The 18,862-nt window shown below is 69.5% G+C and carries 16 protein-coding genes and 1 pseudogene; 11 read left to right on the forward strand and 6 right to left on the reverse strand.

The genetic code is table 11. The annotated features are described in order from the left end of the window. The first annotated feature begins 1 nt into the window (after position 1). The 4 genes from AB0N03_RS12155 to AB0N03_RS12170 all read left to right on the forward strand — a co-directional run bounded on the left by AB0N03_RS12155 (position 2) and on the right by AB0N03_RS12170 (position 5,478). A complete protein-coding gene (locus AB0N03_RS12155) occupies positions 2-2,497 on the forward strand; it encodes a LamG-like jellyroll fold domain-containing protein (RefSeq protein ID WP_364369391.1) in 2,496 nt (831 codons plus the stop codon). Between the two features lie 76 nt (positions 2,498-2,573). Then, positions 2,574-4,331, forward strand: a complete 1,758-nt coding sequence (locus AB0N03_RS12160; protein WP_364369393.1) for a hypothetical protein — start codon at positions 2,574-2,576, stop codon at positions 4,329-4,331. A gap of 86 nt (positions 4,332-4,417) precedes the next feature. Continuing rightward, complete coding sequence (locus AB0N03_RS12165) at positions 4,418-4,816, forward strand: carboxymuconolactone decarboxylase family protein (protein ID WP_364369396.1); 399 nt, start codon at positions 4,418-4,420, stop codon at positions 4,814-4,816. Then, positions 4,813-5,478, forward strand: a complete 666-nt coding sequence (locus AB0N03_RS12170) for an epimerase (protein ID WP_364369398.1) — start codon at positions 4,813-4,815, stop codon at positions 5,476-5,478. The genes AB0N03_RS12165 and AB0N03_RS12170 overlap by 4 nt, the downstream gene beginning before the upstream one ends. Here AB0N03_RS12170 and AB0N03_RS12175 read toward each other — a convergent pair. Further along, positions 5,438-6,094: a TetR family transcriptional regulator gene (locus tag AB0N03_RS12175; RefSeq protein ID WP_364369401.1), complete on the reverse strand. Its 657-nt coding sequence runs from the start codon at positions 6,092-6,094 to the stop codon at positions 5,438-5,440. The two genes, AB0N03_RS12170 and AB0N03_RS12175, sit on opposite strands and share 41 nt — an antisense overlap. 19 nt (positions 6,095-6,113) lie before the next feature. Then, entirely contained in the window at positions 6,114-6,530 is a 417-nt protein-coding gene (locus AB0N03_RS12180) for a PGPGW domain-containing protein (RefSeq protein WP_364369403.1), read from the reverse strand. A gap of 353 nt (positions 6,531-6,883) precedes the next feature. On the opposite strand from AB0N03_RS12180, the gene AB0N03_RS12185 reads away from it, so the two are divergent. From AB0N03_RS12185 to AB0N03_RS12200, 4 genes are all read left to right on the forward strand, one after another. Further along, on the forward strand, positions 6,884-7,219 hold the full coding sequence (locus AB0N03_RS12185) for a metalloregulator ArsR/SmtB family transcription factor (RefSeq protein ID WP_364369406.1): 336 nt from the start codon (positions 6,884-6,886) through the stop codon (positions 7,217-7,219). Then, a complete protein-coding gene (locus AB0N03_RS12190) occupies positions 7,216-7,674 on the forward strand; it encodes an SRPBCC family protein (RefSeq protein WP_364369409.1) in 459 nt (152 codons plus the stop codon). Before AB0N03_RS12185 ends, AB0N03_RS12190 begins: the two co-directional genes overlap by 4 nt. A gap of 1 nt (position 7,675) precedes the next feature. After that, complete coding sequence (locus AB0N03_RS12195) at positions 7,676-8,281, forward strand: dihydrofolate reductase family protein (RefSeq protein ID WP_364369412.1); 606 nt, start codon at positions 7,676-7,678, stop codon at positions 8,279-8,281. 100 nt (positions 8,282-8,381) lie between these two features. Next, positions 8,382-9,611 (forward strand): DUF222 domain-containing protein, encoded by a 1,230-nt coding sequence (locus tag AB0N03_RS12200; protein WP_364369415.1) that lies wholly within the window; start codon positions 8,382-8,384, stop codon positions 9,609-9,611. Between the two features lie 198 nt (positions 9,612-9,809). On the opposite strand, the gene AB0N03_RS12205 is transcribed toward AB0N03_RS12200, so the two are convergent. The 3 genes from AB0N03_RS12205 to AB0N03_RS12215 are packed head-to-tail and all read right to left on the reverse strand — an operon-like array spanning position 9,810 to position 11,965. Then, positions 9,810-10,244: a VOC family protein gene (locus AB0N03_RS12205; RefSeq protein WP_364369418.1), complete on the reverse strand. Its 435-nt coding sequence runs from the start codon at positions 10,242-10,244 to the stop codon at positions 9,810-9,812. A gap of 36 nt (positions 10,245-10,280) precedes the next feature. Next, positions 10,281-10,868 carry a CE1759 family FMN reductase gene (locus tag AB0N03_RS12210; protein WP_364369421.1) on the reverse strand — a complete coding sequence of 196 codons (588 nt, stop codon included), beginning with the start codon at positions 10,866-10,868 and terminating at the stop codon, positions 10,281-10,283. Beyond that, on the reverse strand, positions 10,865-11,965 hold the full coding sequence (locus tag AB0N03_RS12215; RefSeq protein ID WP_364369424.1) for an LLM class flavin-dependent oxidoreductase: 1,101 nt from the start codon (positions 11,963-11,965) through the stop codon (positions 10,865-10,867). Before AB0N03_RS12215 ends, AB0N03_RS12210 begins: the two co-directional genes overlap by 4 nt. A 106-nt stretch (positions 11,966-12,071) precedes the next feature. Between AB0N03_RS12215 and AB0N03_RS12220 the strand changes: the two genes are divergently transcribed. From AB0N03_RS12220 to AB0N03_RS12230, 3 genes are all read left to right on the forward strand, one after another. Next, a complete protein-coding gene (locus AB0N03_RS12220; RefSeq protein ID WP_364369427.1) occupies positions 12,072-13,397 on the forward strand; it encodes a hypothetical protein in 1,326 nt (441 codons plus the stop codon). 135 nt (positions 13,398-13,532) lie between these two features. Continuing rightward, complete coding sequence (locus AB0N03_RS12225) at positions 13,533-15,584, forward strand: DNA topoisomerase IV subunit B (RefSeq protein WP_364369429.1); 2,052 nt, start codon at positions 13,533-13,535, stop codon at positions 15,582-15,584. A 27-nt stretch (positions 15,585-15,611) separates the two neighbouring features. Then, on the forward strand, positions 15,612-18,095 hold the full coding sequence (locus AB0N03_RS12230) for a DNA topoisomerase (ATP-hydrolyzing) (RefSeq protein ID WP_364369432.1): 2,484 nt from the start codon (positions 15,612-15,614) through the stop codon (positions 18,093-18,095). Positions 18,096-18,308: 213 nt separating this feature from the next. Here the strand turns inward: AB0N03_RS12230 and AB0N03_RS12235 are convergent. After that, a pseudogene (locus tag AB0N03_RS12235) lies at positions 18,309-18,821 on the reverse strand (beta-ketoacyl synthase N-terminal-like domain-containing protein); the annotation flags it as partial. Positions 18,822-18,862: the final 41 nt, after the last annotated feature.

The following is an 18,862-nucleotide window of genomic DNA, read 5'->3' on the forward strand; positions in this document are numbered from 1 at the left end:
GATGTTCCGCCCGGCCCGAAAAACCCGGAGATGGCTGACCGCCGCCGCGGCGTTCGCCGTCGCGGTCGCCGGCCTCGGCACCGCACCCGCGGCGAGTGCCGCGCCCGCGCCCCAGTGGCAACGGCTGACACCCCCGCTGTCGACGCCGTGGACGAAGGACGTCTCGCCGTCGAACGCCCTGCCCGACTACCCGCGCCCGCAGCTGACCCGCGACAAGTGGCAGAACCTCAACGGCGTCTGGGAGTTCGCCAAGGCGACCCCGGGTGAGGCCGCGCCGGTCGGGAAGACGCTCGGCGAGCGGATCCTCGTGCCGTACCCGGTCGAGTCCGCGCTGTCCGGGATCATGCGCCACGAGACGAACATGTGGTACCGCCGCACGTTCGAGGTCCCGAAGAACTGGCAGATCGGCAAGGGACAGCGGCTGCAGCTGCACTTCCAGGCCGTCGACTACGACGCGACGGTCATCGTCAACGGCAAGACCGTCGGCCGCCACACCGGCGGGTACGACGCGTGGTCCGTCGACGTCACCGACGCGCTGACCACGAAGAAGACCCAGGAGATCGTCGTCGGGGTCGCCGACCCGAACGACCAGGGCGGGCAGCCGATCGGCAAGCAGCGCCAGCCCGGCGACGGCATCTTCTACACGCCGTCCTCCGGCATCTGGCAGACCGTGTGGATGGAGCCGGTGGCGTCCGCGCACATCGACCGGCTCGACGTCACCCCGGACGTCGCGAGTGGGTCGGTCACGGTGAACGCCGTGGTCGGCGGGCCGGTGAAGCAGCGCGTCGAGGCGATCGCCTACGACCACGGCCGCCCGGTCGGGCGCGTGTCCGGTGACGCGAACAAGCCGTTGAAGCTCAAGGTGGACCGGCCGCACCTGTGGTCGCCGGACGACCCGTTCCTCTACGACCTGCGCGTCAAGCTGTCCGGTGGGGACGAAGCCGGTTCCTACTTCGGCATCCGGTCGATCAGCGTCGGCAAGACCGCCGACGGCAAGCAGCGGATGCTGCTCAACGGCAAGTTCGTCATGCAGGTCGGCCCGCTCGACCAGGGCTTCTGGCCGGACGGCATCTACACCGCGCCGACCGACGCCGCACTGAAGTTCGACCTGCAGCAGGAGAAGGCGCTCGGCTTCAACATGGTGCGCAAGCACATCAAGGTCGAGCCGGACCGCTGGTACTACTACGCCGACAAGCTCGGGCTGATGGTCTGGCAGGACATGCCGGCGATGAAGGACGACGTCGAGCCGTCGGCCGCGTCGCGCGTGAACTACGAGTCCGAGATGAAGCGGATGATCGACCAGCACCGCAGCTTCCCGTCGATCGTCACGTGGGTGCCGTTCAACGAGGGCTGGGGCGACTACGAGGTCGGCCGCATCGCCGACGAGGTCAAGTCGTGGGATCCGTCGCGGCTGGTCAACGCCGAATCCGGCGTCAACTGCTGTAGGTCCGAACCGGACAGCGGTCGCGGTGACATCTACGACGACCACACCTACACCGGGCCGGGAACGCCGACCCAGACCGGAACCCGCGCGGCCGTCGACGGCGAGTACGGCGGCCTCGGCCTCAAGGTCGCCGGGCACGAGTTCGACCCGGCGGGCAGCTTCGCCTACGAGATGGAGCCCGACAGCGCGACGCTGACCCGGCGCTACGGCGAACTGCAGCAGCGCCTGCTGCTGGTCGCCCAGCGCTGCGGCGTCTCGGCCGGCGTCTACACGCAGACCACCGACGTCGAGAAGGAGGTCAACGGCTTCTTCACCTACGACCGGCAGGTGAAGAAGATGGACTTCGCGGCGGTCCGCGCGGCGAACCAAGCCGTCATCAAGGGCGCGACGGGTGCTCCCGTTTCCGGTCCGTCGGTGCCGGCAGGCACGCCGGGCATCGACGGCATCGCGGCGTACGGATTCGATGAGAACACCGGCACGACGGCCGCGGACTCCGTCGGCGACCACGACGCCACGCTCGTCGGCGGCGCGTCGTGGACCGAGGGCAAGAGCGGTTCGGCGCTGGCGGTGAACGGGTCGGGGCAGTACGCCGACACGGGCGCGGCCCTGGTGAACACCGAAGGCAGCTACAGCGCGGCGGCGTGGGTGAAGTTCAACGCCGTGGGCGACGGCTTCCAGACCGTGGTGAGCCAGGACGGCGACAGCACCAGCGCGTTCTTCCTGCAGTACTCCGGCCAGGACCACCGGCTGGCGATGAGCTTCGTGGGCACGCGGGCGCTGGCGCCCACCGCGCCGGAGGCGAACCGCTGGTACCACGTGGTCGGCGTCCGCGACGCGGCCGCGGGCACGCTGAAGCTCTATGTGGACGGTCAGCTGGCGGCCACGAAGAGCGTCTGCCTCGGCGACGCCTCGACGGGCCACACGGTGATCGGCCGCGGCAAGTACGGCGGCGGCCCGGTCGACTACCTCGACGGCGCGGTCGACCAGGTCCACGTCTACGACCGGGCCCTGTCCGACGCCGACGTGAGCGCGTTGTACTCCAGCGGGAAGTAGGCAACCGGAAGCACTCCCTGCGCGTGTTGGACCCGGGGACCGCGATCGCGGTCCCCGGGTCTCGCACTTTCAGGGGGTGAGCCTTTTGGGCTCCGGAAGATCGAAAGCGGGCATCATCACCGCCACGGCGGCGCTGCTCATGGCCGGCACGGCGATTCCGGCATCGGCCACGGAATACACGACGCTCCGGTCGGCGTCGTGGTCCTATGCCGACTCGGCCGCACCGAAGACCGCGTTCGTCAACCCGGCCGGCGACGCGCCCGTCGGCGCGAAGGTCACGGCCGACCACAAGAAGCACGTTTCGAAGTCCTACTTCACGTTCGACCTTTCCGGGCTGGCCGGCGCCACGGTGCTCGACGCGCGCCTGACCACCGGGGAAACCGCGGTCGCCGACTGCACGGCGGCCCGCGGCACCGAGCTCTGGGTGACCGCGCCGGCGAAGAAGGCGCCGACGTGGGCCGAGCAGCCCCGGGAGCTGAGCCGGCTCTCCGGCCGGAGCGACCCCGCCGAATGCCCGGCCGAATTCGTCGGCTGGGACGCCGAAACGGCGCTGCAGCAAGCGATCGACGCCGGCCGCACGTCACTGACCCTGGCCATGCGCCTGCCGGACGCCCAGCAGTACAACCCGCGGTTCGGCCGCACCTACCGGCCGGTGCTGTCGGTGAGCCTGCAGGAGAACCAGCCGCCGGTCACGCCGACCGCGCTCAAGACCGGTGAGCACCCGTGCGCGGACAACCCGCTCGTCCGGCGCGGCGGCACCGGCCTCTCGGCGACCGTGCGCGACCCGGACGACATGAACTTCTCGGCCGAGTTCGCCTGGTGGCCGGTCGACCACCCGGACCAGCGCGCGACCGGAACCGACGACATCTACGGCTTCCTCTCCACCTACTACGACCCCGACGCTCAGCTCGCCGACGGCGTCACCTACGCCTGGCAGGTCCGCGCGAAGGACAGCCTGGCTGCGAGCCCGTGGAGCGTGACCTGCCGGTTCACCACCGACTTCAGCGCGCCCGCCGCGGGCCCCGTGATCACGTCGGCGGACTACCTGCCCGACGACATCACCAAGGGCGGCACGGGGATCCCGGGCTCCTTCACCTTCGACGCCCAGGGCGACACCGACGTGATCGGCTTCACCTGGGGCGGCGGGTACGTCGCGGCCGACCACCCGGGCGGCACGGCCACGGTGAGCTACACGCCGTCGAGCAGCGGACCCCTGAACATGTACGCGTGGAGCGTCGACGCGGCCGGGAACACGTCCCCGTCGGGCGGCTACCGGTTCTGGGTGGCGGGGAACGAGCCCGCGGTCGCCTGCACCCCGGCGTCGGACTACGTCGGCGTTCCCCGGCAGTGCACCTTCACCCCGCACGGCAACGGCGGCGCGACCGCGTACGTCTGGAAGTTCGACCAGGGCGCCGAAACCACGGTGCCGGCGGGCGCGGACGGCACGGCGACGGTCACCATCACCCCGACCGAACCCGAGCAGTTCCAGACCCTGACGGTCCGGACGAAGCTGACCAACGGCAACCTCACCGCGGCCACCACGCACCACCCCGGCATCCGCCTCGGCGAGCCGACGGTGGACGTGCCGGCCGCGATGGTCGCCGGTCAGCCGGCGGAGTTCACGTTCCACGCCGTGCTCCCGGAGTCGACGAGCTTCGGTTACAGCTGGGACGGCGGCGAGGTCGTCACCGTGCCGGCGGGCCCGGACGGCGTCGGGAAGGCGTCGATCGTCTCGCCCGACCCGAGCTGGCACACGTTGACCGTCTTCAGCGTCACCGCGGCCGGCCAGCGGTCCGGGACCACCGAGACCTACGTCGACGTGGCGGAGTCCTGACGGCCTGACCACGACCGTGACGGCCACCCCACGGGGTGGCCGTCACGGTTGTCCTGGAGCGTGCTCCAGCCACTACCGTCGCTGACATGACCGAAGATCGCTTCGAACGCGGCCACCGGGCCCTGACCGACCTCAACGGCGAAGAGACCACGCAGCGCGTGCTCGACAGCCTCGCCGACATCTCGCCGAAACTGGCCGACAGCCTCGTCGCCTGGGGGTTCGGCGAGATCTACACGCGGCCGCAGCTCGTGCCGCGGGATCGGCAGCTCGTCACGCTCGGCATGCTGACGGCGCTCGGCGGCTGCGAGCCGCAGCTGGAGGTGCACGTCAACGCCTCGCTCAACGCCGGGCTGACCCCCGAGGAGATCGTCGAGGCGCTGCTGCAGTCGGCCGCCTACTGCGGGTTCCCCCGGGCGCTGAACGCGACCGCGGTGGCGAAGAAGGTCTTCGGGGAACGCGGGCTGCTGCCGGTGTCCGGCGCATGAGGGTCGTCCTCTTCGGTGCGACCGGCATGGTCGGGCAGGGCGTGCTGCGCGAGTGCCTGCTGGACGAACGGGTCGAGGCGGTCCTCGCGGTCGGCCGCTCCCCCGTCGGCACCGAGCACCCGAAGCTGACCGAACTGGTGCGTGAGGACCTCTTCGCGCTCGAGCCGATCACCGGCTACGACACGTGCTTCTACTGCCTCGGCGTGTCGTCGGTCGGCGTGGCGCCGGAGGACTACGAGCGGATCACCTACCAGCTCACCCTTTCGGTGGCCGGGAAACTGCCCGAGGACAGCACGTTCGTCTACGTCTCGGGCTCCGGCACCGACAGCACCGAACGCGGCCGGGTGCGCTGGGCGCGCGTCAAGGGCGCAACGGAGAACGCGCTGGCCGAGCTGCCGCTGCGGACGTTCTCCTTCCGCCCCGGCTACATCCAGCCGCTGCACGGAATCACGTCGAAGACCCCGCTGTACCGGACGCTCTACCGCGTCGCGATGCCGCTGTACCCGGTGCTGCGGCGGCTCCTGCCGCGCGTGGTGACGACCACCGAGGAGATCGGCAAAGCGATGCTGGAGGTCGCCGGGAACGGCTACGGGAAGGCGGTGCTCGAGAACACCGACATCGTCACCGCCGCCGCGCGACGAGACCCGCCAGCAGGTTCGTGAGCCCCTCGGCCAGCCCGCTCGCGAACGACGGCGCCCCGCCCAGCTCGGCCGTGGCCGCCGCGACGGCGTCGGTCGGGTTGGCGTACGGCCACGCCCCCGACACGAGGATCACCACGCCGAGGGCGAACTGCCGGGCGCCGTCGGCCGACAGCTCCGGCACCCGCGTCCGGACCAGCGCGCCGAGGCGCTCGGTGCTGGCCGCCGCGCGGCCCTTGAAGCTGCGCGCGAACTCCGGTGAGATGTTGCGTTCCAGCACCGGCGCCATCGCGCTGATCAGTTCGCACAGCGACCGCCGCTCGGCGAGCGTCGCGGCGATCTTCCCCGCGACACGCTCTTCGCGCGCGAAGCCGGGATCCGCCGGGGCCGCCTCACCGAGCGCGAGGGCATCCAGCCACGCCGACCACTCGGTGTCGAGGACTTCGAGGAAGATCGCCTCGCGGCTGTCGAAGTAGCGGAGCACGTTGGACTTCGCGAGCCCGACGTGGCAGGCCAGCTCCCGCAGGCTGATGTCGGCGACCGGGCGCTCGGCCAGGAGTTCCCGCGCGGCGGCGAGGATCGCGGTGCGGCGCGCCTCGATCTGCTCGGGCCGCCGGGCTCGCTGGAATCCGGCGCTCATGGCGCCGACAGTATCGCCCTCAGCTGCGGCTGGCGGCCGCGCGCCGCGACTTGACCCGCTGGTAGCTCCAGATCAGCAGCGCGAACAGGATCACCGACGACAGGATCAAGCTCGACCCGGTGCTCCAGCCGCTGAACGGCAGGGACTTCACCAGGCCCCAGACGATCCCCGCGGCCAGCAGCGCCAGCCCGGCCAGCACCGAGCCGGCGATCCGCAGCGGCGAGGACACGCTCTCCTCGGCCGCCTTCATCGCGCGGTCGCGCACCGGGTCGACGTACCGCTCGAGCGTGGGGAACTCCGACGCGAGCAGCAGGAGCCCGGCGAGCACGAGCAGCAGCCCGGGGCCGGGCAGGACGAGCAGCAACACCCCGACGATCAGCAGGACGGCGCCCGCCACCGTGATCGAGATCCGCTTCGCCTGTTTGCCGATGCCCACTGGGCCTCTCCCCTCGTTTCGCCCGATTGTTCCTGGTTGTGGCCTCGCGTGCCACTCACGAGAGCCCGCACCCTGGCCACGGCCACGGTCACCCCCGCCAGCGCGACCACGCCGAGCACGAGCACGAGCCCCGGCCAGACGTAGAGCACTTGGACGTAGGTACCCCGTCTTCCGGCGAATACCACCCCGAGCAGCTGGGGCAGGAACGCGAGCGGGACGAGCCGGACTGACCGGGGCCGCGGGCCGCTGCCGGACGACGTCGATCACCCCTGGCTTTCGGCAGGTTCTTGACGGGCTCGTCGCATCCGGCCTATATTCGACCCGTCAGTTGATAAACAGATTGGTTGATAAAGATGACGGTTGACGAGGAGGCGCTGGACCGGGCGTTCACCGCCCTCGGCGACCCGGTCCGCCGGGCACTGGTCGCGCGGCTGTCCCGCGGCGACGCGACGGTCAACGAGCTGGCCGAGCCCTTCGCGATCACGAAGCAGGCGGTGTCCCGGCACATCCAGGTGCTGGAGCAGGCCGGGCTGATCACGCGCAGCCGCGACGGGCAGCGCCGGCCGTGCCACCTCGTGCCGTCCGCCCTCGAAGCCCTCACCAGCTGGATCGACACCTACCGGCTGGCCACCGAACGCAGCTACCGGCGGCTCGACGCCGTCCTGGACACCCTGGAGGAAACGCCATGAGCACCACGATCACCGCTCGGCCCGGAACGCCGTTCATCGAGATCACGCGCGAGTTCGCGGCCCCGCCGTCGGCGATCATGCGCGCCCACACCGACCCCGAGCTGATCGTGCGCTGGCTCGGCCCGCACGGCATGGAGATGGAGATCGTCGAGTTCGACGCCCGGTCCGGGGGTGGCTACGACTACCTCCACCGCGACGAGCGCGGCGAGTACCGCTTCCGCGGCGTCTACCACACGGTGAGCGCCGACCGGATCGTCCAAACCTTCGAATTCCTGGGAGCGCCAGGCGACGTCACGCTCGACTCGATGGCCCTGACCGACCTCGGCGGCCGCACGCGCATGGTGACCCACTCGGTGTTCCCGTCGGTCGAGGCGCGCAACGCGGCGCTGGAGAGCGGGATGAGCCGCGGGATCACGGAGTCGTACGAGCGGCTCGACAAGGTGCTGGCGGACTGACGTGGCCGGGGTCGTCGCGAGCTTCTGCATGTCACTGGACGGGTTCGTCGCCCGGCCCGACGATTCGGTCGGGCCGCTGTTCGACTGGTACACCGCGGGAGACGTCGAGGTGCCGATGGTCGGCTACCCGATCACGTTCCGCGTATCCCCGTCGAGCGCGGACTACTTGCGGTCGCATTTGGACGCGGTCCGCCACAGCGCGTTCGTCTGCGGGCGGCGGGTTTTCGAGTACACCCACGGGTGGGGTGGGAGTCCGCCTGGTGGGGGTGCTGCTTTCGTTGTCACTCATCGGCCTCCGCCTTCGGATTGGCCTGCTGCCCACCTGGCTCCGTTCACTTTTGTCTCTTCTGTCTCCGAGGCTGTCGAGCTGGCCAAGGCTGCCGGGGATGGAACTGTGGGTGTCTCCGGGCCGAGTATCGCTCAGCAGTGCTTGAATCTGGGGCTTCTCGATGAGGTTCGGATCGATCTGGTTCCGGTTTTTCTCGGGGAGGGGGTGCGGTACTTCGCTCATCTCGGTGGCTCGAACGCTTCGCTTGAGCGGGTTGAGGTTGTTCTCGGCTCTGGTGTCACTCACTTGCTTTATCGGGTTCGGTACCCGGACTCTTGAAGATGCGGCTTCGCCGGGGCGCGGGAAATCGGTGATTCGCTCTGCCGCTTCCACCTGATCGAGTGATGAACATGCGTTCGTGGGTCGGTAATCTTGGTGTGTGGACAGCGAAGCGGTGATGCGAGCGGATGCGGTGGCCTTGGCCGATCGCATCTCCGGGCTGCTCACTGTCGTGCGGTCTGCCGAGGCCGAGATCGGTGCGCTGCTGGTGGAAATCGAGTCGCGTGGCGTCATGGAACTGTTCGGATATCGGTCTGTGGCGCGATTGTTCGAGCATCTGGCCGACGTTCCCAAGGCTGCCGCCGAGTCTCTGGTGAAGCGGGCTCGGGCTCTTACGCCCGGCCGGAACCTCGACGGCAGCCCGGTGCCTGCTGTTGCTCCCGCTACCGGCGCTGCCGCGTCGGACGGCCGGTTGAGCACGCCGATGATCGACACCATCATCGGTGTAGTGACTCAACTTTCGCCCGAGCACCGCGACGACGCCGAGCAGCACCTGCTGTCCTTCGCCTCCGAAGCCGGGTACAAGCAAGTCGCGGCGTTGGGTGCACGCATCGTGGCCCACCTTGACCCTGACGGCGCCGAACCCGACACCACCGAACCTGCTACTCCTTCTCGCGAGCTGTCGTTGCGCCGCAAAAGAACCGGGATATGGGAACTTCAGGGTCGCTTCGACGACGAAACCGGCACGAGAGCCAGCGCCCTACTGGACTCCCTCGCCCAACGCCGCACGACCGACGAAGGACCGGACTTGCGCTCCCCACAGGAACGCTACGGCGACGCCTTCTCCGACGCCATCGACCTCGCGTTGAACTCCCCCGACCTGCCGATGCAGGCCGGCGAACGAGCCCACGTGATGGTCGCGGTCTCGCTGGAGGACCTGAAGTCCGGCATCGGCCAGGCCACCCTCGGCGACACCGGCCGCATCTCCGCAGCCGAAGCCCGGATCCACGCCTGCGACTGCATGCTCATCCCCGCAGTCCTCGGTGGCAAGAGTGAACCCCTCGACCTCGGACGCCAACGCCGCCTGGTCCCGCCCGGACTCCGCCGCGCGTTGTACCTGCGCGACCGCGGCTGCGCCTTCCCCGGCTGTCATCGTCCACCCCGGCACTGTCAAGGTCACCACGTCCGGCATTGGGCTGACGGCGGCCCGACCGAGCTGGGCAACATGGTGCTGACGTGCGCCCATCACCACCGCCTGTTGCACCGCTCGGGCTGGCAAGTCCGCATCGCCGCCGACGGCCTCCCCGAATTCTTACCACCGGTGTTCCTGGACAAGCGCCGAAAACCCAGGCGCAACAACCTCCACCAACCGTTGCCGTTCGCGGCGTAGACAATCGCACATGGGAAAGGCCCGCAGCCACCGGCTACGGGCCTACACCCACGCCCCGAGCAACCCGCTGTCAGCGGATCGCCGCCCCAGACTCCCATCGGCAACTCGAGGCCCACACTCAGATCCGCCCCATCACGCAGCCAGGCCACTACGCAAGCTCGACCGCAGGAGCCACAAGGCGGACTGAACAGGCCGGCCTCAGTCGATGCAGAACTCATTCCCCTCGACATCCTGCATCACGATGCAGGACTCGTTGTACCCATCAGCACGCAACACTTGCACCTGCACCGCCCCCAGCCCGACCAGCCGCGCACACTCCGCCTCGAGCCTCCCGAGCCGCTCGTCGCCCACCAACCCGGTGCCCACCCGCACATCGAGGTGCACCCGGTTCTTCACGACCTTGCCTTCCGGAACCCGCTGGAAGAACAGCCGCGGACCCACTCCCGTGGGATCACCGCAGGCGAACGCCGCGCCCTGGCGCTCGGGTGGCAGCGAAGCGTCGAAATCGGCCCAGGTCGCGAAGCCCTCCGGGGGCGGTGGCACCACGTAACCCAGCACTTCGCACCAAAAACGAGCCACCCGCTCGGGTTCCGCACAGTCGAACGTGATTTGGACCTGCTTGACCGACGCCATCAACCCACCATAGTGCCGCGGCGGGCCAAGCCGTTCTCACTCCCCCGCGCCCGCCAGCAGCTGGTCGAACGGCACGAAGTCCGGCTCGGCGGCCACCGCGGGCCGTCCGGCGGCGAGGGTGGCCAGCTCCGCTCCCGCCTTCTCGATCCGCCGCTGCAGCGCACCCTCTCCGCTGCCCCAATCCGACGAAGCCGCATACACCCCGGTCGCGACCGGATCCGCCTTCAGATACCCGAACAGCGGCCGCAGCTGGTAGTCCAGCACCAGCGAGTGGCGCTCGGTCCCGCCCGTAGCCGCCAGCAGCACCGGCTTGCCCGCCACCGAGTCCGCGTCCAGCACGTCGAAGAACGACTTGAACAAACCGCTGTACCCGGCCGTGAACACCGGCGTCACCACGATCAGCGCGTCCGCGTCGACCACCGTGGCGATCGCCGCGCGCAACGCCGGGCTCGGAAACCCCGTCAGCAGGTTCTTCGTCACGTCCAGCGCGATGTCCCGCAGCTCGACCACCGAAACCGACACCGGCGACGCCGCCGCCGCGACCGTGGCCGCGGCCAGGCGGTCCGCCAGCAGCCGGGTCGACGACGGGACCGACAGCCCCGCCGTCACCACCGCGAGCTTCATGCCGACACCCCCGCCGAAGCCGAAGCCGAGGCAGCAGCGACCAGCGAAGCGTGCGTCGGCGCGTCCGGGACATGGGCCGGACGCAGCGAGTCCAGCTCCTTGCGCAGCACCGGAATCACCTCCGAACCCAGCAGGTCCAGCTGCTCCAGCACCGTCTTCAACGGCAGGCCCGCGTGGTCCATCAAAAAGAGCTGGCGCTGGTAGTCGCCGAAGTGCTCGCGGAACGTCAGCGTCTTCTCGATGACCTCCTGCGGGCTCCCCACGGTCAACGGCGTCTGGTCGGTGAACTCCTCCAGCGACGGCCCGTGGCCGTACACCGGCGCGTTGTCGAAGTACGGCCGGAACTCGTTCCACGCGTCCTGGGACTTGGGCCGGATGAACGCCTGCCCGCCGAGGCCGACGATCGCCTGATCCGCCGACCCGTGTCCGTAGTGCTCGAAGCGCTGTCGGTAGAACGCAATCAGCTGCTGGAAGTGCGTGGTCGGCCAGAAGATGTGGTTGGCGAAGAAGCCGTCTCCGTAGAACGCCGCCTGCTCGGCGATCTCCGGGCTGCGGATCGACCCGTGCCACACGAACGGCGGGACGTCGTCCAGAGGCCGCGGTGTCGACGTGAAGCCCTGCAGCGGCGTGCGGAACTTGCCGGACCAGTCGACGACGTCCTCGCGCCACAGCCGGCGCAGCAGCGCGTACTTCTCGATGGCCAGCGGGATGCCCTGGCGGATGTCCTCGCCGAACCACGGGTAGACCGGGCCGGTGTTGCCGCGGCCCATCATGAGGTCGACGCGGCCGTCGGCCAGGTGCTGCAGCATCGCGAAGTCCTCGGCGATCTTCACCGGGTCGTTCGTCGTGATGAGCGTCGTCGATGTCGACAAAACGATCTTGGACGTCTGCGCCGCGATGTGCCCCAGCATCGTCGTGGGCGACGACGGCACGAACGGCGGGTTGTGGTGCTCGCCGGTCGCGAAGACGTCGAGCCCGACCTCTTCGGCCTTGAGCGCGATCCTGACCATCGCCTTGATCCGCTCGTGCTCCGTCGGCGTGGTGCCGTTCGTGGGATCGGCCGTGACGTCGCCCACCGTGAAGATTCCGAACTGCATGACCTGCTCCCTTCGCGACCCCATCTTACATGCGTGTTCAACTACTTCCAAGCAAGAGATATTCCGGCCGTCGAAGCCGTCGGGGGTACCCAGTAAGGTCAAGGACATGGACGCGGAGCTCGGTCGGCTGGGTCTGGCAGAACGTTCGGTACGACTTCTCACGGGCCGCGACATCTGGGGATCGATCACCCCCCTGCTCGCGCCCCGCCGGAACCTGGTGGCCGCCTTCGGCCACGTCGGTCCCGGCGCGGCCGCGCTGCTGCCTCTGGAACCCGGCGACACGGTGATCACGGACGCGAGCCTGGACACTGTGCTGTCCGGCGCGACGAGTCCGCACGCCCTCTTGCACTGGGTGAAGGCGGGCGTGATCGTGCACTCGCTGCGCGGGCTGAACGCGAAGCTGGTGATCGCCGAGGACGACCCGTCGTTCGTGGTCGTCGGCTCGGCCGACGTCACCGCCGCGGGCCCGCGACAGCTGTTCGAGGCGGTGACGGTCTCCCACGAGAAGCACACCGTCGAGGAGGCCCAGGAGGCCTGGCTCGAGTGGTGCGACCTGGCCGGCCCCTCGCTGACGGCGAGTGATCTGGAGCCGCTCCTGGAGCAGTACGGCGCCGGCAAGCTGGTCACCTCGCCGCGCACCCCCACGCCCAGCCGCGCCGCGGCGCCCGCCCGGCCCGTGGTCACGAGCCGCCCGGCGACGCCCGTCCGGCCCGCCACCCCGACGCCGCCCCCCTCCCCGGTGCGGCCCGCCACCCCGCCGCCGTCCCCGGTGCGACCCGCGGAGCCCGCCCCGGCCGCCGAGGTCGCGCCGGCACCCCCGGCCGAGCCGCCGGCACCGGAACCGGAACCGGAACCGGTTGCGGCACCGGCCGTCGTGAACGAGCCGGACACCGGCGACACGCCGGACACGACCGAGACACCGGCGGACGTCCCCCGGCCCTCCTGGCCGCGCCCGGCCGAGCTGTACCTCGTCAGCCTCGTCGAGGGCGGCGAGCCGTCGGCCGAGGCCGAGTACCGGCTCGAAGAGCTGACGCGCGAATACACCCACCCCGGCGAAAACGGCGAACAGCCGTTCCGCGTCGAGCTGTTCTGGGCCGACGACGGCCAGGGCCAGGACCCGCCGCGCACGCTCCGCCCGGGCGTGCACGTGATCCGCGTCTACAGCCAGAAGCAGGGCCGCGCCCTGGTCGGGTCCCAGATCGCGCCCCCCGGCCTCGTGCTGCAGGCCCACACCGACGAGTTCGCCTACCCGCGCCGCACGTACTGCTACGTGCTGACGCGCGAGTCGTCGGCCAAACCGGCGTTCGGCGAACTGCGGAAGGCCCTCGTGGCCATCGGCGAGAAGCCGAACTTCCGGAACAGCTTCCAGGTCCCGCGGAAGATCGAAGCCCTGCTCGGCCTGTGGCCCGACCTGGGCTACGACCCCAAGTAGCGGGCGGCCCGCGCCACTCCGGAGCAGGGAGCGCGCGGAAGTTGTCGGGGGTGGCGGATATCCTGCAGTACGGTGCAGGCCGAGTCCGCACCACCACCAGTACTTTCGCGAGCCACGATCCGGGAGAACGACCCTGTGACTGCCGAGACCTTGTACGGGGCCGACGACCTCACCCACCTCGAGGGTCTCGAAGCCGTCCGCAAACGCCCCGGGATGTACATCGGCTCCACCGACAGCCGGGGCATCAACCACCTCTTCTCCGAGGTGGTGGACAACTCGACGGACGAAGGTGTCGCCGGTTACGCGACGAAGATCGTCGTCACGCTGCACGCCGACGGCAGCGTCCAGGTGGACGACGACGGCCGCGGCATCCCCACCGGCACCCACGCCAAGTCCGGTTTGTCCGGCGTCGAGCTGGTGCTGACGCGGCTGCACGCCGGTGGCAAGTTCGGCGGCTCCGGCTACAAGACCTCCGGCGGCCTGCACGGCGTCGGCGCCTCGGCGGTCAACGCGCTGTCGCACCGCTTCGACGTCACGGTGAAGCAGGACGGCAAGGTCCACCAGATGTCGTTCAAGCACGGCATCCCCGGCACGTTCGACGCGCCCGGCGCGAAGGCGAAGTTCACCCGCCGGTCCGGGCTGAACCTCACCGGCAAGATGAAGCGCGGCGAGCGCTCCGGCACGTCGATCCGCTACTGGTACGACTCGCGCTACTTCGAGTCCGGCGCGGCGCTGGACGTCGAGGGCGTGCGGGCGAAGCTGCGCAACACCGCGTTCCTCGTCCCGGGTGTCACATACGTGCTGCGCACGGCCATCGAAGACACCATCAACGAGGAAACCTTCCACTTCCCGCACGGCCTCGTCGACATGGTCGACTTCCTGACCCCGTCGGGCGAAAAGCCGGTCTGCGGCACGCTGCTGATCACCGGCGTGGGCATGTACAAGGAGAACGCGGCCGACGCGGCGGGCGTCATGCAGTCCAATGTGGAGCGTCACGCCGAGATCGAGGTGGCGCTGCGCTGGGGCACCGGCTACGAGCGCACGGTGGAGTGCTTCACCAACACGATCCGCAACGTCCACGGCGGCACGCACCGCCGCGGCTTCGACCGCGCGATGGCGAAGGCGCTGCAGGACGCGATCTCCAAGACCCGCGGGCTGCTCAAGCCCAAGGAGGACATGCCGACGATCGAGGACGTCCTCGAGGGCATGACTGCCGTCGTGCACGTCCGGCTGCCGGAGCCGCAGTTCACGTCGCAGACGAAGGACGAGCTGTCCACCGCCGGCATCACCCGCGTCATCCAGGGCATCGTCGACAAGCACGTCAAGGCCTGGACCGAGGACCGCAAGACGAAGTCCGAGGCGAAGGTCGTGCTGCAGAAGGTGGTCGACGCCTCCCGCGTCCGGCTCACCCAGAAGCAGCAGAAGGACGCCGCCCGGCGCAAGACCGCCCTCGAGGGCGCGGCGATGCCGCCGAAGCTGGTCGACTGCCGCACCACCGGCGTCTCCCGCAGCGAGCTGTTCCTCGTCGAGGGTGACAGCGCGCTGGGGTCGGCCCGCATGGCGCGCGTGTCGGAGTACCAGGCGCTGCTGCCGCTGCGGGGCAAGATCCTGAACGTGCAGAAGGCGTCCCTGGGCGACACGCTGAAGAACGCCGAAATCGCGTCGATCGTGCAGGTCCTGGGCGCGGGCACCGGCCGCACGTTCGACCTGACGACCATGCGCTACGGCCGCGTCATCCTGATGGCCGACGCGGACGTCGACGGCTCGCACATCCGCACACTGCTGATCACGCTGTTCGCGAAGTACATGCGTCCGGTGATCGAGGACGGCCGGCTGTACGCGGCGATGCCGCCGTTGCACAAGCTCGTCACGAAGGGCCGCAACCCGGAGACGCACTTCACCTTCACCCAGCAGGAGATGGAGTCGAAGTTCGCCGAGCTGGAGCGGGCGGGCAAGAGCATCGTCACCCCGGTGCCGCGGTTCAAGGGTCTCGGCGAGATGGACGCCGACGAGCTCTGGGACACCACGATGAACCCGGCCAGCCGCTCGGTCCGCCGGATCACCATGGACGACGCCGAAGCCGCCGAGAGCGCGCTGGAACTGCTGATGGGCGAGAAAGTCGAGCCCCGGCGGAACTGGCTGGTCGCCTCCTCGGACCGGATCGACCGCGACGCCATCGACGCTTAATTTTCGTAGCTACCAAGGAGTTCTGCCGTGGCACGCCGCAAGGGCACCACCACCAAGGTCGATCCCAGCGCGTTCGACCGCGCCGGCGCGAACGTCTTCGACAACTCGCTGAAGACGGAGATCGAGGACTCGTACCTGGAGTACGCGTATTCGGTCATCCACTCACGCGCCCTGCCGGACGCGCGCGACGGGTTGAAGCCGGTGCACCGCCGGATCCTGTACTCGATGAACGAGAACGGCTACCGCCCGACGCACGCGTACGTGAAGTCGTCGCGCGTGGTCGGCGACGTCATGGGCAAGTACCACCCGCACGGCGACGTCGCGATCTACGACGCGATGGTGCGGCTGGCGCAGGACTTCTCGCTGAACGTGCCGCTGATCGACGGCCACGGCAACTTCGGCTCGCCCGACGACGGCCCGGCCGCCTCGCGGTACACCGAAGCGCGCATGTCGCCCGAGGCGATGCAGCTGGTCGGCGAGCTCGGCGAGGACACCGTCGACTTCCGGCCGAACTACGACGGTTCGCTCGAAGAGCCGACCGTGCTGCCCGCGGCGTTCCCGAACCTGCTGGTCAACGGCACGTCCGGGATCGCGGTCGGAATGGCGACCAACATGATCCCGCACAACCTCGGCGAGGTCGTCGCGGCGGCGCGGTGGCTGATCACGCACCCCACCGCGACGCTCGACAAGCTGATGGAGTTCGTCCCCGGCCCCGACCTGCCCACCGGCGGCAGCCTGCTCGGCCTGGACGAGGTGCGCCGCGCGTACGAGACCGGCCGCGGCGTGGTCCGGATGCGCGCGAACTGCGAGACCGGGCCCCTCGAAGGCAGCCGCGGGCGGCAGGCGATCACCGTCACCGAACTGCCCTACGGCGTCGGCCCGGAGAAGGTGATCGAGAAGATCACCGACGAGGTCAACAAGTCCAAGCGGCTCACCGGCATCGCCGACGTCAAGGACCTCACCGACCGCGAGAACGGCACGCGGCTGGTCATCGAGTGCAAGGTCGGCGTCAACCCGCAGGCGCTGCTGGCCGATCTGTATCGGCTCACGCCGCTGGAGCAGTCGTTCGGCATCAACAACCTGGTCCTCGTCGACGGCCAGCCGCAGACCCTCGGGCTGAAGGAGCTGCTGGAGGTCTTCCTCCGGCACCGCTACGAGGTCGTCACGCGGCGGACCAAGTACCGGCGCCGCAAGCGCGAAGAGCGTCTGCACCTGGTCGACGGCCTGCTGATCGCCCTGCTGAACATCGACAAGGTGATCAAGCTCATCCGCGAGAGCGAGAACGCGGCGGCCGCGAAGGACGGCTTGATGACGCGCTTCAAGCTGTCGGAGATCCAGGCGACGTACATCCTCGACACCCCGCTGCGCCGGTTGACCAAGTACGACCGGCTCGAGCTGGAGTCGGAGCAGGAGCGGCTGCGCGAGGAGATCGCGGAGCTGTCCAAGATCCTCGACGACGAGTCGGTGCTGAAGAAGCTCGTGTCGTCGGAGCTGGCGAAGATCGCGAAGGACTTCCCGACCGAGCGTCGCACGTCGCTGATCGACGGCGACCTCAAGGAGGTCCTGGCCGCGTCGAAGCCGTCCGGTCCGCTGGAGGTCACGGACGACCCGTGCCAGGTCATCCTCTCGGCGACCGGGCTGGTGGCACGCACCGCGGCGGAGTCCGAGGAGTCGACGGAGACGCGTCGGCGCAACGGCCGCGTGAAGCACGACGCGGTGTCGGCTGTGGTCCACACAACCGCGCGCGGCCAGATCCTGCTGGTGACCAGTCGCGGCCGGGCGTTCAAGACGGACGTCCTGCCGTTGCCGGTGCTGCCGGAGCAGGCGGGCACGGTGTCCCTGCGCGGCGGCATGGCGGCGCGCGAGCTGGTGCCGCTGGAGAAGGGCGAGACGGTCGTCGGGATCGCGCCACTGGGAGAGCAGGCGGCGGGTTCGCCGGGCCTGGCGCTGGGCACGAAGGCCGGGGTGGTGAAGATCTGCTCGCCGGAATGGCCGGTGCGTTCGGACGAGTTCGAAGTGATCTCGCTGAAGGACGGCGACGAGGTCGTCGGCGCGACGTGGCTGAAGGACGGCTCGGAGACGCTGGCGTTCGTGTCGTCGGAGGCGGCCCTGCTGAAGTACGCGGCCTCGCTGGTCCGCCCGCAGGGCCTCAAGGGCGGCGGCATGGCGGGCATGAACGTAGGAGCGGGGTCGGCGGTGTTCTTCGGAGCGGTCCGCACGGACGACGACGAGCACGGCGAGCCGCTGGTGATCACGTCGACGGGCGCCAGCGTCAAGGTCACGCCGTTCAGCGAGTATCCGGCAAAGGGCCGCGCGACGGGCGGGGTCCGGGCTCAGCGGTTCTTGAAGGGCGAAACGGCGCTGCGAGTGGCATGGATCGGTCCGCGCCCGGCGGGTGCGGCCCGCAACGGGGACCCGGTGGAGCTCCCGGAGATCGACGTCCGCCGCGACGGCTCTGGCCACGCGCACCCGGGCCCGGACGTGGTGGGCCACCTCATCGAGCGCGACTGACGGTCGTGAGTGTTCAGAGCGGTTAAAATCGTCCTGAACACTCACGACCCGGCTACGGCAGCCTCGCCGCGATGTCGTCGATCGTCCACGCGCCTGCTTGGTCAGCGGATCGTAGATCATCCTCGACGCCAGGATGTCGTCGAGCGTGTAGACGTCCTGGAACTGCGCGTACGGGTTGTTCACCGAGTGCCGGTGGTTCTTCTCGCCGATCTTCGCGAAGTGCTCGGCGGTCGTGCCGTACTGCTTCATGTGCTCGCGGCCGGCGGCGCCGAACATCCACGGCGCGGGCGGGAACCGCACCTCGGAGATCTCGGTGAGCGCCTGCAGGTGGTTGCCCATCGGCTGCTCGCGGTCGTCGAACGTCGACCCGAGCGAACCCGGCTTCATCTTCTCGAAGCCCAGCGCCAGCACGCAGTCCGCACGCCCGCCGCGGATCGCCTCCGCGGCCAGGTACAGCGCGGTCGACCCCGTCGAGCAGTTGTTGTTGACGTTGACCACCGGGATCCCGGTCATCCCCAGCTCGTAGACGGCGCGCTGCCCGGACGTCGACTCGCCGTAGACGTACCCGACGTACGCCTGCCGGACGGCGTCGTAACCGAGGCCGGCGTCTTCGAGCGCCTTGGTCCCGGACTCGCGCGCCATCTGGGGGTAGTCCCAGTTCTCGCGCCGTCCGGGCTTCTCGAACTTCGTCATCCCGACGCCGACGACGTATACCTTGTTCGTCATGCAAAAAACATACAGACCGGCATGTATTTATCAAGCTCGAA

The sequence above is a fragment of the Amycolatopsis sp. NPDC051061 genome, from assembly GCF_040682935.1.
Lineage (GTDB): Bacteria > Actinomycetota > Actinomycetes > Mycobacteriales > Pseudonocardiaceae > Amycolatopsis.

Bases quoted from the DNA above. Each gene is read 5' to 3' on its own strand.
- AB0N03_RS12155 (WP_364369391.1), top strand. From the start codon at position 2: ATGTTCCGCCCGGCCCGAAAAACCCGGAGATGGCTGACCGCCGCCGCG.
- AB0N03_RS12165 (WP_364369396.1), top strand. From the start codon at position 4,418: ATGACCGAAGATCGCTTCGAACGCGGCCACCGGGCCCTGACCGACCTC.
- AB0N03_RS12170 (WP_364369398.1), top strand. From the start codon at position 4,813: ATGAGGGTCGTCCTCTTCGGTGCGACCGGCATGGTCGGGCAGGGCGTG.
- AB0N03_RS12175 (WP_364369401.1), bottom strand. From the start codon at position 6,094: ATGAGCGCCGGATTCCAGCGAGCCCGGCGGCCCGAGCAGATCGAGGCG.
- AB0N03_RS12185 (WP_364369406.1), top strand. From the start codon at position 6,884: ATGACGGTTGACGAGGAGGCGCTGGACCGGGCGTTCACCGCCCTCGGC.
- AB0N03_RS12190 (WP_364369409.1), top strand. From the start codon at position 7,216: ATGAGCACCACGATCACCGCTCGGCCCGGAACGCCGTTCATCGAGATC.
- AB0N03_RS12205 (WP_364369418.1), bottom strand. From the start codon at position 10,244: ATGGCGTCGGTCAAGCAGGTCCAAATCACGTTCGACTGTGCGGAACCC.
- AB0N03_RS12210 (WP_364369421.1), bottom strand. From the start codon at position 10,868: ATGAAGCTCGCGGTGGTGACGGCGGGGCTGTCGGTCCCGTCGTCGACC.
- AB0N03_RS12215 (WP_364369424.1), bottom strand. From the start codon at position 11,965: ATGCAGTTCGGAATCTTCACGGTGGGCGACGTCACGGCCGATCCCACG.
- AB0N03_RS12220 (WP_364369427.1), top strand. From the start codon at position 12,072: ATGGACGCGGAGCTCGGTCGGCTGGGTCTGGCAGAACGTTCGGTACGA.